This is a genomic window from Calothrix sp. PCC 7507, from assembly GCF_000316575.1.
Taxonomy (GTDB): domain Bacteria; phylum Cyanobacteriota; class Cyanobacteriia; order Cyanobacteriales; family Nostocaceae; genus Fortiea.
Genome location: NC_019682.1, coordinates 3,001,162 through 3,015,055 on the forward strand (window position 1 = coordinate 3,001,162; position 13,894 = coordinate 3,015,055).

The 13,894-nt window shown below is 42.5% G+C and carries 15 protein-coding genes and 1 tRNA gene; 6 read left to right on the forward strand and 10 right to left on the reverse strand.

The features are described 5' to 3' along the window. Nucleotides 1-52: 52 nt before the first annotated feature. Nucleotides 53-700, reverse strand: coding sequence for a Uma2 family endonuclease (locus CAL7507_RS12735; RefSeq protein ID WP_015128884.1), 648 nt, complete (start codon nt 698-700; stop codon nt 53-55). A gap of 108 nt (nt 701-808) precedes the next feature. On the opposite strand from CAL7507_RS12735, the gene CAL7507_RS12740 reads away from it, so the two are divergent. Then, nucleotides 809-2,575 (forward strand): serine/threonine-protein kinase, encoded by a 1,767-nt coding sequence (locus tag CAL7507_RS12740; RefSeq protein WP_015128885.1) that lies wholly within the window; start codon nt 809-811, stop codon nt 2,573-2,575. Nucleotides 2,576-2,721: 146 nt separating this feature from the next. Here the strand turns inward: CAL7507_RS12740 and CAL7507_RS12745 are convergent, their stop codons facing one another. Beyond that, nucleotides 2,722-3,021 carry a 30S ribosomal protein PSRP-3 gene (locus tag CAL7507_RS12745; protein WP_015128886.1) on the reverse strand — a complete coding sequence of 100 codons (300 nt, stop codon included), beginning with the start codon at nt 3,019-3,021 and terminating at the stop codon, nt 2,722-2,724. 160 nt (nt 3,022-3,181) lie between these two features. Here CAL7507_RS12745 and CAL7507_RS12750 point away from each other — a divergent pair, with 160 nt between their 5' ends. Both CAL7507_RS12750 and CAL7507_RS12755 read left to right on the forward strand, forming a co-directional pair. After that, complete coding sequence (locus CAL7507_RS12750; RefSeq protein ID WP_015128887.1) at nt 3,182-3,649, forward strand: DUF29 domain-containing protein; 468 nt, start codon at nt 3,182-3,184, stop codon at nt 3,647-3,649. A gap of 94 nt (nt 3,650-3,743) precedes the next feature. After that, the gene (locus tag CAL7507_RS12755; protein ID WP_015128888.1) at nt 3,744-4,562 is read left to right on the forward strand and encodes a TIGR01548 family HAD-type hydrolase; all 819 of its coding nucleotides are present in this window, start codon (nt 3,744-3,746) and stop codon (nt 4,560-4,562) included. A 26-nt stretch (nt 4,563-4,588) separates the two neighbouring features. Here CAL7507_RS12755 and CAL7507_RS12760 read toward each other — a convergent pair whose 3' ends face one another. The 6 genes from CAL7507_RS12760 to ruvB form a co-directional block, all read right to left on the reverse strand. Further along, nucleotides 4,589-5,422: an FkbM family methyltransferase gene (locus CAL7507_RS12760; RefSeq protein WP_015128889.1), complete on the reverse strand. Its 834-nt coding sequence runs from the start codon at nt 5,420-5,422 to the stop codon at nt 4,589-4,591. Between the two features lie 44 nt (nt 5,423-5,466). Continuing rightward, complete coding sequence (locus tag CAL7507_RS12765; protein ID WP_015128890.1) at nt 5,467-6,732, reverse strand: alpha-1,2-fucosyltransferase; 1,266 nt, start codon at nt 6,730-6,732, stop codon at nt 5,467-5,469. A gap of 74 nt (nt 6,733-6,806) precedes the next feature. Further along, nucleotides 6,807-8,090, reverse strand: a complete 1,284-nt coding sequence (locus CAL7507_RS12770) for a glycosyltransferase (RefSeq protein WP_015128891.1) — start codon at nt 8,088-8,090, stop codon at nt 6,807-6,809. Between the two features lie 97 nt (nt 8,091-8,187). Further along, nucleotides 8,188-8,994 (reverse strand): tetratricopeptide repeat protein, encoded by an 807-nt coding sequence (locus CAL7507_RS12775; RefSeq protein ID WP_015128892.1) that lies wholly within the window; start codon nt 8,992-8,994, stop codon nt 8,188-8,190. A 44-nt stretch (nt 8,995-9,038) separates the two neighbouring features. Next, nucleotides 9,039-9,425, reverse strand: a complete 387-nt coding sequence (locus CAL7507_RS32355) for a hypothetical protein (RefSeq protein WP_015128893.1) — start codon at nt 9,423-9,425, stop codon at nt 9,039-9,041. 5 nt (nt 9,426-9,430) lie between these two features. After that, entirely contained in the window at nt 9,431-10,531 is a 1,101-nt protein-coding gene (gene ruvB, locus CAL7507_RS12785; RefSeq protein WP_015128894.1) for a Holliday junction branch migration DNA helicase RuvB, read from the reverse strand. A gap of 154 nt (nt 10,532-10,685) precedes the next feature. On the opposite strand from ruvB, the gene hisF reads away from it, so the two are divergent. From hisF to CAL7507_RS12800, 3 genes are all read left to right on the forward strand, one after another. Continuing rightward, the gene (hisF, locus tag CAL7507_RS12790; RefSeq protein WP_015128895.1) at nt 10,686-11,459 is read left to right on the forward strand and encodes an imidazole glycerol phosphate synthase subunit HisF; all 774 of its coding nucleotides are present in this window, start codon (nt 10,686-10,688) and stop codon (nt 11,457-11,459) included. Between the two features lie 109 nt (nt 11,460-11,568). Next, nucleotides 11,569-11,760, forward strand: coding sequence for a hypothetical protein (locus CAL7507_RS12795; RefSeq protein WP_015128896.1), 192 nt, complete (start codon nt 11,569-11,571; stop codon nt 11,758-11,760). A gap of 60 nt (nt 11,761-11,820) precedes the next feature. Further along, nucleotides 11,821-11,893 (forward strand) — tRNA-Ala (locus CAL7507_RS12800). Between the two features lie 126 nt (nt 11,894-12,019). Here the strand turns inward: CAL7507_RS12800 and CAL7507_RS12805 are convergent. Beyond that, nucleotides 12,020-13,021 carry a glycosyltransferase gene (locus tag CAL7507_RS12805; protein WP_042342111.1) on the reverse strand — a complete coding sequence of 334 codons (1,002 nt, stop codon included), beginning with the start codon at nt 13,019-13,021 and terminating at the stop codon, nt 12,020-12,022. A gap of 111 nt (nt 13,022-13,132) precedes the next feature. After that, nucleotides 13,133-13,807 (reverse strand): DUF6391 domain-containing protein, encoded by a 675-nt coding sequence (locus CAL7507_RS12810; protein WP_015128898.1) that lies wholly within the window; start codon nt 13,805-13,807, stop codon nt 13,133-13,135. Between the last annotated feature and the right edge of the window lie 87 nt (nt 13,808-13,894).

Sequence of the window (13,894 nt, forward strand, 5' to 3'; positions counted from 1 at the left end):
ACAGTGCTGATGCTGCAATGATTAAGCGATTTCCCTGTATCGTTTCTATTCCCTAATCCTGTCCTGAAAGAGAAATTTGCTGCTTAACCCAAGTGCGAAAAGTGCGAGTTGTGGCAATTTCTCCGTTCTTTTTACTCTCTTGGATAAACTGAGGAATTTCTCTCACTGTGATGGGTGTAAAAGTAGGGCTAGTTGGAACTTCTAAATATTTTCCACTCTCAAGAGTATAAATTCGTAACACACTGCCGTTGTAGCGACAAAATTCAGGAATCCCCATCGCAGCGTAAAGCTGCAACTTGTCTATCTTTGGTCTAGAATACTCGACTTCCAGTACTAAGTCTGGTGGTGGGTCAAAAGCCAAGTCTATCTTTTCTTTACTTCTCACCAAAAACTCGTTTTGGATGTAATAGCTGCTATCTGGTTCTCCCCCCCGTTCCAAATCATCCCGCGTTAATGTGAGAGAACCAGCCCGCTTAACCTCCAATCCCAACTCTTCGCACAGCACAACAACAAGACCTTCAATTAGGCGGTTTGAGTTTTCGTGCGGCATGAGTGGTGTCATAATTTCTATTATTCCATTGTCATAAGCAATCCGGCTATTGCGTTCTGAACCCATTTCAGCCAGCATAGTTTTGAATGTCTGCCAGCTGATGTTTTCCAGTAAGACTCTGGTTTCTGCGGGTGTTGCTGTCGTTACCATAGTTCAAACCTACTATGCCGCATGGTGACTTTCATGCTATCACCATTACACTAAAAATAGACAAAACCCTGAGTAAACAAGAATTTTTGACCCTCAGAATTTAATATTTTGAATTTTTTACAAAATCGTTATCGTTTACTGCAACTGATTGGTAAAGGGGGATGCTGTAAAACCTTCCTCGCTGTAGATGAGGGTCAGTTTCCGCCCATTCCTTGTGTTATTCAACAATTCTCACTGCAAAACCAAACACTCGCAGCATTTATACAAAAGACAAATTGGTTAGAAGAACTAGGACAACATCCACAAATTCCTACTTTTCTGGCACATTTTCACGATAATGACCATTTTTACATAGTGCAGGAGTTTATCTCAGGCACTGATTTAGCTACCTTGTTGGTAGACAAGGGGCCTTTCAGTGACACTCAAATTTGGGAACTTTTAGAGAATATATTACCAGTTCTGAAATTTATTAGCGATCGCCACATTATTCACCGCGATATTAAACCAGAAAACCTGATTTATACGCCCCATTCACCAGGAAAGCTAGTATTAGTTGATTTTGGCGCTGCTAAATTATCTAACAGCATTGACCAGCTAATCGGTGAAACTAGCATCGGTAGCCCTGAATATATCGCACCAGAGCAAGCAAGAGGAAAAGCAGTTTTTGCCAGTGACCTTTATAGTCTGGGTGTAACTTGCATTCATCTGCTGACTCAGATTCCACCCTTCGATTTATTTGATGTTGCTAACGATACTTGGACTTGGCGACAATATCTAACCACCAAAGTAAGTGTACGCCTCGCCCAAATTCTTGATAAGCTGCTACAAAATGACCTTATTTATCGATTTCAATCAGCCGATGAAGTCATACAAGCCGCAGGTATTACCAATTATTCTCTCTATATATCTACGTCTTTATGCGGTTCAAACTTTTATCCTTCGTGGCAATGTATACATACACTGAGTAGAAATTCCGGTTTTTCGGCTGAGATAAATTCTCTTGCTATCAGCCCTGACGGTAACACTCTCGTTAGTGGCGATGATGACAAAATCATCAGATTGTGGGATTTAAATACCAAAAAATGCTTTGCTAGCCTAGCAGGACATTCGCAAGCTGTGAAATCAGTAGCCTTTAGTCCCGATGGCCAGATTTTGGCTACAGCTAGTGACGATCAAACTGTCAAGTTGTGGGATGTTAATACATTACAAGAAATCTTTACTTTATTTGGACACTCACACGCCGTCAAATCAGTGGCTTTTAGTCCAGATGGGCAGATGCTCGCTAGTGGTAGTTGGGATAAGACAGTTAAAATTTGGGATATAAATACTGGCAAAGAAATCTACACTCTTAACGGACACCGATTACAAGTCACTTCAGTAGCGTTTAGACCTGATGGACAGATGCTCGCTAGTGCTAGTTTTGACAGAACCATCCGCTTGTGGCATTTGCCCAAAAAATTTAAAAACCGCCCAGACTATAGCTTGTTAAGCACCCTTTCAGGTCATGCATGGGCGGTTTTGACTGTCGCTTTTAGTCCCGATGGTCAAATTTTAGCGACGGGCAGTGATGACAACACCATTAAATTGTGGGATGTCAACACTGGGGAGGTGATTACCACATTGTCAGGTCATTCTTGGGCAGTGGTGACACTGGCTTTCACTGCTGATGGCAAAACCTTAATTAGCGGCAGTTGGGATCAGACAATTAGACTCTGGCAGGTGAATACAGGAGCAGAAATTGCCACTCTTTCAGGTCATGTAGACTCTGTGTTTGCCGTTGCTGTGAGCCAAGTGGGGCACCTGATTGCTAGTGGCAGTAGGGACAAGTCCATTAAGCTATGGCAGCTTGTAAAATCAGTAAACAGTGAACAGTAAACAGTTATCAAGGTTGCACTCCTAGGATTTGACCCAAACTGAAACACACCACTTAAATTCGTAGGGAATTTTGGCTCCTAACGGCTGGCAGCAGTTCTCATGCTGATAACTGAATAACTGTTAACTGTTAACTGTTAACTGTTAAATCAAGCGCTACCTGTGAAGGCGACTTCCGGAAATTTCAACTGAGCTTCGGCCATTGGACGGTTTCTGCCTTCCTCTTGCCAGTAGTTGATTACTTCTGTTGCTTTGTTAAGCAACTCGACGCGGTCGAGGTCAGTAATCCAGTTTTTTGACTCAAGCTCCTTTTTTAGTTCTTCCCAGGCATCATTTCTGGGCCAAAAGAAGTACTTAGTCAATGGACTTGTGCCTTTGCCGACAACTTGATCAACTGCGAGAGCGACGTTTTCGTCTAACCAAAGAATTTTTAAGATGAACTTGGTCAATCACACCTCCGGGGAATATCCGGGCATTACGTACTAACTTAGCGATCGCTTATTTTAACCTAATACTTTACCAGATGACTCAAAAGTGATAGAAAATAATCGATCTCTGATGATCTAAAAAAGCTACCATGAAGTGTAGTCAACACTTTCAGAGATAGTTATGACTACCCAATTGCCTCAATCACCAAAAACATCTGGTTCAGAATTGTATGAGCAAGACTTTTACCTCTGGATTCAAACTACTATAGAACTCCTGAAGCAAGGTCAGCTCACAGAACTAGATTTAGAAAATTTGATTGAAGAAATTGCCACGATGGGTAGGAGTGAGAAGAAAGCGTTAAGAAGCAATCTGGAAGTGGTGTTGATGCACTTATTGAAATATCAGTATCAAGCAGAGAAACGCTCTGGTAGTTGGCGAGCCACAATTCGGGAGCATCGTAAACGTATCAAAGAGACTTTTGCAGAAAGCCCTAGCCTCAAACCTTATTTTTATCAGGTTTTTGGCGGGTGTTATGAAGATGCTAGGTTACTCGCTGCTGATGAAACTGAACTGCAAATTGCTACTTTTCCTGAACAATCACCTTTTACACCAGAGCAAGTCCTTGATGCTGACTTTTTGCCAGAGTGATGTTTTGATCACGTCGTAGCCAGGGGCTAAAAATGCGGTAAAACTTTTTTATGCCCCATACGTCTCTGCGAGACGCTACGCGCTAAGCGGAGCTATGCCGCAGGCTTTACGACTACGCTCAGTACAAGTGCCCAATGTTATGACTAAAGCGATCGCTATTTTTGATATTGATGGTGTTATCCGTGATGTGAGTGGTTCTTATCGTCGGGCGATCGCCGATACTGTAGAACATTTTACTACCCACGCTTATCGCCCCACAACGCTAGATATTGACCATCTCAAATCCGAAGGTGTCTGGAATAACGATTGGGAAGCTTCCCAGGAATTAATTTATCGCTACTGGCAAACTCAAGGACAGTCCCGCGAGCAACTGCAACTAAGCTACGAAGCAATTGTTACCTATTTTCAATCCCGTTACCGAGGTACTGATCCGGAAAATTGGAATGGGTATATTTGTCATGAACCCTTATTATTACAGCCTAGTTATTTAGAACAACTGACACAAGCTGGGATAGCATGGGGATTTTTCAGCGGTGCTACTCGTGGTTCTGCTAATTATGTCTTGGAAAAACGCCTCGGTTTAAAGTCTCCCGTTTTGATTGCGATGGAAGATGCACCAGGTAAACCAGACCCCACGGGACTTTTTGCGACAATTCGTCTGCTAGAAAGGGAGATTGACAAAACATCAATAATAGTGTACGTGGGAGATACAGTAGGGGACATGTACACAGTAGAGAAAGCACGAAAGTTAAAGCCCGAGCGGACTTGGATTGGTGTAGGAGTTTTACCACCCCATGTCCATGAGACAGCAGAGCGTCGTGATGCCTATAGTCAGACACTACAGAAAGCAGGAGCAGCAATAGTTTTGCGTAATGTGCAAGAACTGACACCAGAGAAAATTCTCGCATTATAAAATCGACCACGATAAACGATGGATTTTTATTTTTCTGGCGATCGCCAAGCGTATAAACTGAAAATATCAGAACCCTGGAGAATCGGTTCTTGCTCAACTTTAATTTCACTAAAACCCTGTTCTTGAAGCAAAGCTGTAATCTTTTGGATGCGATGGTCTAAATCATGCACTTCAATAAACACCTGCTTAATCTTAGGCCAATCTTGATTTTCAATACCTAGCAGCACATCCATCTCGCTTTTTTCTACATCGATTTTGAGCAAGTCAATTTGCTGGATATTCTGCTCACTCATCATTTGTGATACGGTTTTCAATTGGCAAATAACTTGCTCTGCTTGAAAAGCCGTAGCAAACTTGCGGTCAATAATCAGCGAGAATAGAGACTTTGGCAACCAACGCAGCCAACTAATAGCAGGTGGAAAGTTTTTGAAATTAGCCAGAGTCATTTTCTTGAGTTTGTCTAGTTCCTCCTGAGAAGTGATTGGGTATGCAGTAGAACCGAGAGTAATTTTTGGATAATAAGCGAAAGTCATATTCTTCGATTCCTGAGACAATCCCCAGGGAAAAACCTTGATGCTTTTTAGTGCCAAGCGTTGCACATTGCTGTTAAGCACTTGAAAAATTGCTGGGATAGGCTCAAAAGCATAGATATTAACATTTTGGTTGCAGTGTTGAGCTACCAAGAGTGTAAACAAACCTATATTGGCTCCCACATCAAAAACAGTGTCACCCTCACCCAACTTAATTCCGTGCTTTAAGTACATCTGCACTTCTTGGTACATCAATTGCACTTCGTCTTTCCGCAAGCAAGATATTTTCATTCCGTTGGGAAGCGTAGTTTGGGGAATCACAGTTGGCATAATTTACCTTACCAAGACAGCAAAAATAATACGAAAATCATACTCTAAAGGGGTCTATTTGGTAATATAAATCCAGGTGTTTTCCACAAAGAATGCCAACCTAATGTGTGTAAGAAGCTCTTAGCTATACCTAAAATACCTTGAATTTGGTAACCCAAGTACGCTCGAAGTAGCAATCCTTTGATCTTGCTCCTAGGAACATAGATAAATATGCATTTGAGCATTATCCATATCCCTTGGGTAACATATGAAACGTATAAAATCTCAGCCCAACTTTTGAAGAATTTAGATTCTTTACCTCCTAACCGTAACAGAGGTTCACTATTCCAAGGATCAAATGCTGTGAACTTTGTGGAGAAATTCCAATGGGGACGGATAAAAATTTTTCCACTCTCGTTGAGCATACAAGCAGCAAAGCTAAAGATGCTATTGCTAATACATACTATGTCACAGTTGCTCAACATGAAAAAGTCAATGTAAAACTCTATATTTAACTCTTTCATTTCTGCCGGCAAATTTACATTCAAATCTCTCGAAGTCACAGGAGAAAATTTTTTAAATTCCGGAAGAATACTGTCGATATCATCGCTACAAAGAAAAAGAACTGGATCTTCTAAATTGTTCCATATCCCGTCCAGCCATTCGCAATACCATTTTGTAGGAAATACTAAAGTAAAACCAGCCCTAATCTCTGTAATGTAATCACCTCGTCGTAGGTGAACCCCAACGATTGTTTTGCCTTTGGAACGAAGAATATTTAGACTATTCTCCAACGGAATTTTTAGTTCTTGAACGGGCTGGAAGAGCGAACGAAAGTATTCCTTATATGGCGCTAGTAAATGGGTTGGTAATTGGAAAAAACCCCAGATATCCACGTTAGCAAGACCCTGTTCTAGAGCTTCTGCACCCACATAGGAACTCTTCGCATCAGCAAGTTTTTCAAGATAAGGGATAAATTCTGGAATAATCTCAAACAAACTTTCTCCACCATCCCGGCGCTCAATTGCAGGAGGTAGCCGCTTGGAAATGGGTGCATCCTTATGTCCAAACAGAGTTTGGCCAATCCAAGGGGGAGACTCTATTCTTGCTCCATTTTTTTTTGCACAGATTCTCAAAAAAGCATACTGGAATAGCTGATTACCGAATCGCCCAAACTGTCCAATAGAGGACATTGTCAGAACTGGCTCCTTGGCACTTCTGGCATCATTTGTACCAGAGTCTTGAGTATCTTCAGCATCTTGTTTGAAAGTATCAAACACGCTAAATACCCTATCTGTTTCGCTCTTGATAGTATATTTAAATTTTTCCATTCGATTCCCTAAGGTATCACTAACTACTAGCTAGCGCGAAATTCTATAGTCTTCATAAAGGCTGAAAAATGTCTTTATTGCTTTGTTTGAGCCAAAACAGGCTTGCCCGTAGACACAACCTGTTCCACAATATCAGCGGCTCGACTCACCCCATTAGTTGCCTGAATCGCTTCTTGTAGTCTCAAGGCATTTTTTTTATAAGAATCTTCTGTCAACACCTTTTGTATGGCATCTCGCAATCTGGGAACGCTCAGACGGCTAAGAGAAACCATCTTACCAGCACCAATCCAAGTCAAACGTGCTGCTACACCTGGTTGGTCATTAGTAATGGGAATAGCTACCATTGGTATCCCATTGCTCAAAGATTCCAAGGTAGTATTCAAACCTGCATGTGTAATGGTAAGAGTAGCTTTTTGCAATAATTCTAGTTGGGGTGCATAGCTGACAACTAGAGGATTTCCCGGCAACTCTTGCAAAACCTCTGGACTAGCCGAACCACCCAAAGATATTACTAGTTGGGCATCTAAACCATAACAAGCTTCTGCAATAGATTGGAAAACTGGTAGTAGGCGATTTTGTACAGTCCCCATCGAAGCATAAATCAGCGGTTTCCCAGTCAATTTTTCAAAAGGGAAAGGTATTGACTCGCGACTAGCTGGATTATGATACGGCCCTGTGAAATGAAAACTTTTTGGTAAATTCTGTCTGGGGAATTCAAACTCAGCAGGCTGCTGACTGATTTGAGCTAGTTGTGAGTAATAATCATTGGGGTCAGAATACGGTGGTAGCTTCCACTCTCGACGATACTGATTTATCGTCTCGCGAATAGGTTGCCCAATCCGGTTTAACAATTCATAACCTGCTCGATAGCGTACTTTTGCCCACCAAGCACGACTATAGCTCCAAGAAGTGTTAAAAGGAGGAACACTAAAATCCCGATTAATCATCATGGCATTGCACACGCTAATGAAGGGAATGTCTAGGAACTCTGCAACAGTTCCTCCCTCTGGTGAAACCTGGTCTACTAGCAATGCTTGTACGCCAGCTTCTTTAATTACTGCTGGGGCTTCGTCCAGAAACATAGCCCCTGTTTTCTGTATGCAAGTGATTGTATATTTCACAGCGGCTAATCCGCTGAGTTTTCCCAATTCAGTGAATAATTGTGTCATCGTCCCTTTGGGAAACGCAGACTCACCAATTGCCCGAAACTCCAATCCTGCAGCCAGTGTCTTTGCTTGAGAGTCAAGTATCCCGAATAGAGTGACGCGATGGCCACGTCTTTGAAGTTCGTAACCCAGCGTAGTCATAGGGTTAAGGTGACCTGTTGCAGACGGACAAATTAGCCCAAAATGAGTCATGGTAAATTCACTTAGCTTCGTTTTAGAAACTAATGCAAAAATACCCACACAGTAAATCTCTCTAATGGGGGGTTGAAAAAATAACCGAAAAGTGAATTTACTGGAGTTTCAAAAACTTATCCAATGCAGTTACCAGGCTGGGAGGCCAGCGACGGATATTTGTTACCCAGTCGAGGTCTTTGTAACGTTTATCTAATCCATAGGCTGCTACCCAGTTACTTTCAGCTTCGCCTTGTTTTCCACTTACCCAGTATGCAGCGGTGAGGGCAGCACGCACATCGGCAAAGTTGGGATATTTGCGGACGATGTTCCGCATCTCGCGGATTGCTGGCTCAATTTGGCCTGTTTCATACAAAGCAACAGCATAATTTGCACGAGCAAAGGCAAAATTAGGGGCAATTTCAAAAGATTTTTTGTAGTCGGCGATCGCATCTTGCCACTTTCCTAATCCTGCTTTGGCATTGCCACGATTATTGTATGCCATTGCATCATTGGGATCGAGTTCTAAGACATGATTATAATCAGCGATCGCATCATTCCATTTTCCTAAACCCTCTAATGCTGCACCCCTATTCAAATAAGGGTCTGTAACATTCGGCGCTAGTTCTATGGCTTTGTTGTAATCTGTCAGTGCTGCTTGTAACTTGTTCTGACTCACCCGAGAATTCCCTCGATTACTCCACGCCCCTGCATTAGTCGGAAATTGTTCAATAATCTGTGTCCAATAGCTTTCAGCCGTGACAAAATCACCTTGATTCGTCGCCGCAAAAGCTTTATTGGCTAACTCATCTCCTTGTTGTAACTGTTCTTGAGTGATACTAGGTGCTGCTGATAGTGCCATAACTGGTTTACCCCAGCCAAACACCAGCAACAAACTGAGAAAAATACTAATTAATTTAATCATCTGTGGGGATTGGGGATTGGGGACTGGGGATTGGGGATTGTGTGTTAAGTCTTTGAACTCGGAACTTGAGCCTCTGAACTCGGAACTTGAGCCTCTGAACTCGGAACTTGAGCCTCTGAACTCGGAACTTGAGCCTCTGAACCTGGAACTTGAGCCTCTGAACCTGGAACGTCAGCCTCTGAACTCGGAACTTGAGCCTCTGAACTTGGAACTTGAGCCTCTGAACCTGGAACGTCAGCCTCTGAACTCGGAACTTGAGCCTCTGAACCTGGAACGTCAGCCTCTGAACCTGGAACTTGAGCCTCTGAACGCGGAACTTGCGCCTTGAGCCTTGGAACTTGGAACTTGGAACTTGGAACTTGGAACTTGGAACTTGGAACTCGGAACTTGAGCCTTTGAGCTTGGAACTTGGAACTTTGCCAATGCCCCATTCTTATTACAGCAAAGACATCTGTCCACTAGGCGGGGTGAAGCCTAAATGCTTGTATGCTGCTTTTGTGGCTACCCTCCCACGGCTAGTCCGGCTTAAATAGCCAATCTGCATCAAATAAGGTTCGTATACTTCTTCTATAGTTTGGGTATCTTCACCGGTAACTACTGCGATGGTTTCTAATCCTACTGGTCCGCCATTGAATTGTTCAATAATGACACTCAGCATTTTGCGATCTGTCCAATCCAAGCCGCATGGATCTACTTGGAATAGTTGCAATGCTTCAGATGCGACGCTTGCATTAATCTCACCAGATGATTTTACTGCTGCATAATCACGTACTCGCTTCAGTAATCTATTAGCAATACGCGGCGTTCCCCGTGAACGACGGGCGATTTCTGTAGCACCATCTTCGGCGATGGGAGTTTGGAGTAATTGCGCGGTTCGCAGTACAATTTGACACAGTTCGTCAACTTCATAGAATCGCAGTTTTTGGACTAAGCCAAAGCGATCGCGTAGTGGTGAAGTTAAAGCCCCGACACGAGTTGTTGCCCCCACCAAGGTAAATTTTGATAGTGGTAAACTCCGAATACGAGCGCTGGAACCTTTGCCAATGGTAATATCCAATCGATAATCTTCCATAGCCGGATAGAGAATTTCTTCAGTCATTCGCGAGAGGCGATGAATTTCATCAACAAACAGCACATCCCCTGGCTTTAAGTTCACTAGTAGCCCTACAATATCCCGTGGACGTTCCAGTGCTGCCGCACTAGTAATTTTGTAGTTTACTCCCATCTCCGATGCTAAAATCATTGCCATTGTTGTTTTACCCAATCCAGGCGGCCCATACAGCAGCAAGTGATCCAACACTTCATTCCTTGACTTGGCTGCTTTGATGGCAATATCCAGCACATCTTTTAAGTCTTTTTGCCCAATGTAATCAGCAAATCGCTGTGGTCGAATACTTTCTTCTTGTTTACCTTGTTCATCAGTAGCAGCTTCAGCTTGCAAAAGGTCTGGACTAGGAGAAGGTTTCGCCGACTCTGGATGTTGCTTTGGTTCTCCGTTGGGGTCTTGAGGCTGTTTTTTCGAGGAGATAATCGCCATAATTCAGCTATCAACTTTGACTTGAGGACTGGATCAGCGCCATCTTGGCGGTAAAAGTGAGAATAATCACGGCTGTGGAAATTTTCGGTGGAAAATACACAAGCCAATTTAAAATTTAAATTCCGGACAATTACCCACTAGAGCAAAAATTATTATGCTATCTAAAAGAATCTTACCGTGCTTAGATGTGAAGGCGGGACGGGTTGTCAAAGGAGTTAACTTTGTTAACCTCCAGGATGCAGGTGATCCGGTAGAACTGGCGAAGGTTTATAACGAAGCTGGTGCTGATGAGTTAGTATTTCTAGATATTACGGCGACTCATGAAGATCGCGATACAATTATAGATGTGGTGTACCGCACTGCAGAGCAGGTCTTTATTCCGTTAACTGTGGGTGGTGGGATTCAATCCTTAGAAAATGTTAAAGGTTTGTTACGAGCGGGAGCAGACAAGGTTAGTATTAACTCCGCAGCAGTACGTGAACCAGACTTCATTAATCGGGCAAGCGATCGCTTTGGTAATCAATGCATAGTTGTTGCTATTGATGCTAGGCGCAGAATTGACCCTAATAATCCAGGCTGGGACGTGTATGTGCGAGGCGGTAGAGAAAATACAGGCAAAGATGCTTTACTTTGGGCGAAAGAAGTGGAAAAGCGCGGGGCTGGTGAATTGCTTGTAACAAGTATGGACGCCGACGGCACTCAAGCCGGTTATGACTTAAATTTGACAAAATCCATTGCTGATGCTGTACAAATTCCTGTGATCGCCTCTGGTGGCGCAGGTACTTGTGAACACATCCACGCCGCACTCACTGAAGGGAAAGCAGAAGCGGCTTTATTAGCATCGCAGTTACATTACGGACAATTAAGCGTGGCGCAAATCAAAAACTATCTGCGCGATCGCTCCATACCAGTACGCATGTTCCCCTAATTTAACCCCAATTTAAGATTTATCCTAATGCACATCTATCTCTGGTTAGAGACACTTGCTCAAAACAGTGTTAATATTAGTTAACAAGTATGAATAAATATTAAGAAATATGTTGATACCTATTTTATTATTTGATGTGGCGCTGGTGGCTTGGTCACTGCACCTAATGGAAAAAGCCTTCGAGCATAAAGAATTTTCGCTCATGTTAGCTGGCACTTTGGTTGCCCTGGCAGCCGCCGCCATGCTAGTAGTTTACTTTCTGATGGGGCACTGTATGAGCTATTTGTTGCAAGTGTCTTAAATAAAAGAGTCAAGTTGACAAATCACCAATTATTAAAGTATAGTCAGTAACGCACTGTAAGGGGTTATAGCTCAGTTGGTAGAGCGCTGCAATGGCATTGCAGAGGTCAGCGGTTCGAACCCGCTTAGCTCCACTTTTCCCTCAAACGTCTGAATCACGGATTAGACGGATTACAGGATTACACAGATTACAGGATTACAGGATTACACAAAGTAAAAATCTGTGTAATCCATTAATCCCTAAAAATCCGTGATCCGGATTACAATCTCTTAAAATATTTCTTTTTCACCTTCCCGTATATCCGTTGTGTAAGTAATTTAGCAACACGCATCCTCGTCAAACTCTTGATATTAGATGGATGATGAATTTTGTGATCAAAAAATTCGTTTAATTCAGCCAATATTACCTGTAACCGCTGCATAATATTTTCATAGCGATACTCTGCAAAAAATTGTTCAGATAAATTAAACGTGACTGAAGATTTCAGCACCTTCAGAATACGTTGAACATCATATTCTTGAGAATATCCAGCAATTTTATAACAATTAAATCCTGGATCTAAATAGTCAGCAAGTCCACTGTTAATGCTAGAAAATACCTGACAGCCACAAGCGAGGGCTTCTAACGGCTGCAGCCCAAATCCTTCACTAACTCCTTGTTGTGCCCAGTATTCAGCCGAGTCATAAAGATAAACCTTAGCTCGATTGAATAGTCCTGGTAAGTCTTCTACATAAGAATCAACAACCAAGACATTACACAGTTTCTGCAATGCCGGAATCAAATCTTTGATTAAATATTCCGAAGATTTGCGAGCCTGAATTAAAACATCAATATCTCGCTCTAAATGCAAATTTGCAAATTCATTACTAATTTGATTCGGCAAATAATAAATCAGAGAATGTGGAGATAGTTGTCCCCAATATCCCATTGTATGGCGGCTAACCGTAATAATTGGAATGCTCGCAGGCAAGCGAAATTTATAACCAGCGCTGTGAGCATGATAAACAACATTGTATTGCTTGAGCTTGGCAGTAAGTTGAGCTACATCAAACCCCCAACTTAAAACAAAAATTACATCGTCTAAATTTTTTTCTTGAAGCAAGTCATCGATAAAAAGTTTGTCTTTTTCCCGTTGACGATAAGTGACGATATCCGCACTACAAATCTGCTGAACTAAACTAACTGTTTTTAACTCTGCCCACAGTCCACCACAGGCAAATTTACCATCTGTTCCAGGAAGTAAAAAGTAAAGCTTTCTCATAAATATTGGGGATTGGGGACTGGGGACTGGGGACTGGGGACTGGGGATTGGGGATTGGGCATTGATTATTCTCTTCATCTCCCTCATCTCCCCTTGCCCCCTCCCTCTTAACTACTCTCGCCAGCATAACTTGACAAAATGCCCATGTCTTCCCCAAACATCCCGCGTCAAAGTAATATTTTCTACGGCTAAGTTAAAGGGGATAGCAGTTGTGAGATATCGCTGTGCTATGGAACCTAAATCAGGTGCAATTTCAGCTGCTGTCGTAGCAGCTAATCCCAAACCAATTAGTTGTTCAACTGGTCGAAATGGTAGCAAAAGATGCACACCCACAGCTAACCCAGCTGTTAGGAGCATGGCGACTGATAAATTAGTGCCACAACGGGGATGTACTGCCAAATCCCACTCTCCACTGGTAAGACGATGTAAAGCCAGCGAAACTGCACGTCGTAAATCACTGATATTTACTTCACCATAAAGATAAAATCCCTGTTCCGTGGATAAGCCGCTGAGTAGTTCGTTATCAATTTGAACGTTCGTGGCATCTTCACTGAGAACCCAAACAGTAGCATGTTCTAGGGCGTGAACTTGACGTAGCATTAAAATTTCTTGTAACCCTGGGATAAACGATAACTGCTGAAGTAAATCAGTATCTTGGGTGGGCTGGGGAAAGTCTGTGGGTTTGTCACCTCCACTGAGAACTTTCCGAGATAGAGAGGTGATGAAATCAAAGCCAAAAAAATCAACGGAAGATGAATCACCTTGAAAAGAAGCAGAAGTACTCATGGGAACACTGCTCCCTCAGCCGATGGAGCAACATAGATTTCTTTCAAATGTAGCGCTTGAGGCAAAAAATTATTGCTAATTTTTATT

Bases quoted from the DNA above. Each gene is read 5' to 3' on its own strand.
- CAL7507_RS12735 (WP_015128884.1), bottom strand. From the start codon at position 700: ATGGTAACGACAGCAACACCCGCAGAAACCAGAGTCTTACTGGAAAAC.
- CAL7507_RS12750 (WP_015128887.1), top strand. From the start codon at position 3,182: ATGACTACCCAATTGCCTCAATCACCAAAAACATCTGGTTCAGAATTG.
- CAL7507_RS12755 (WP_015128888.1), top strand. From the start codon at position 3,744: ATGCCGCAGGCTTTACGACTACGCTCAGTACAAGTGCCCAATGTTATG.
- CAL7507_RS12760 (WP_015128889.1), bottom strand. From the start codon at position 5,422: ATGCCAACTGTGATTCCCCAAACTACGCTTCCCAACGGAATGAAAATA.
- CAL7507_RS12765 (WP_015128890.1), bottom strand. From the start codon at position 6,732: ATGGAAAAATTTAAATATACTATCAAGAGCGAAACAGATAGGGTATTT.
- CAL7507_RS12770 (WP_015128891.1), bottom strand. From the start codon at position 8,090: ATGACTCATTTTGGGCTAATTTGTCCGTCTGCAACAGGTCACCTTAAC.
- CAL7507_RS12775 (WP_015128892.1), bottom strand. From the start codon at position 8,994: ATGATTAAATTAATTAGTATTTTTCTCAGTTTGTTGCTGGTGTTTGGC.
- CAL7507_RS32355 (WP_015128893.1), bottom strand. From the start codon at position 9,425: ATGGGGCATTGGCAAAGTTCCAAGTTCCAAGCTCAAAGGCTCAAGTTC.
- ruvB (WP_015128894.1), bottom strand. From the start codon at position 10,531: ATGGCGATTATCTCCTCGAAAAAACAGCCTCAAGACCCCAACGGAGAA.
- hisF (WP_015128895.1), top strand. From the start codon at position 10,686: ATGCTATCTAAAAGAATCTTACCGTGCTTAGATGTGAAGGCGGGACGG.
- CAL7507_RS12795 (WP_015128896.1), top strand. From the start codon at position 11,569: ATGTTGATACCTATTTTATTATTTGATGTGGCGCTGGTGGCTTGGTCA.
- CAL7507_RS12805 (WP_042342111.1), bottom strand. From the start codon at position 13,021: ATGAGAAAGCTTTACTTTTTACTTCCTGGAACAGATGGTAAATTTGCC.
- CAL7507_RS12810 (WP_015128898.1), bottom strand. From the start codon at position 13,807: ATGAGTACTTCTGCTTCTTTTCAAGGTGATTCATCTTCCGTTGATTTT.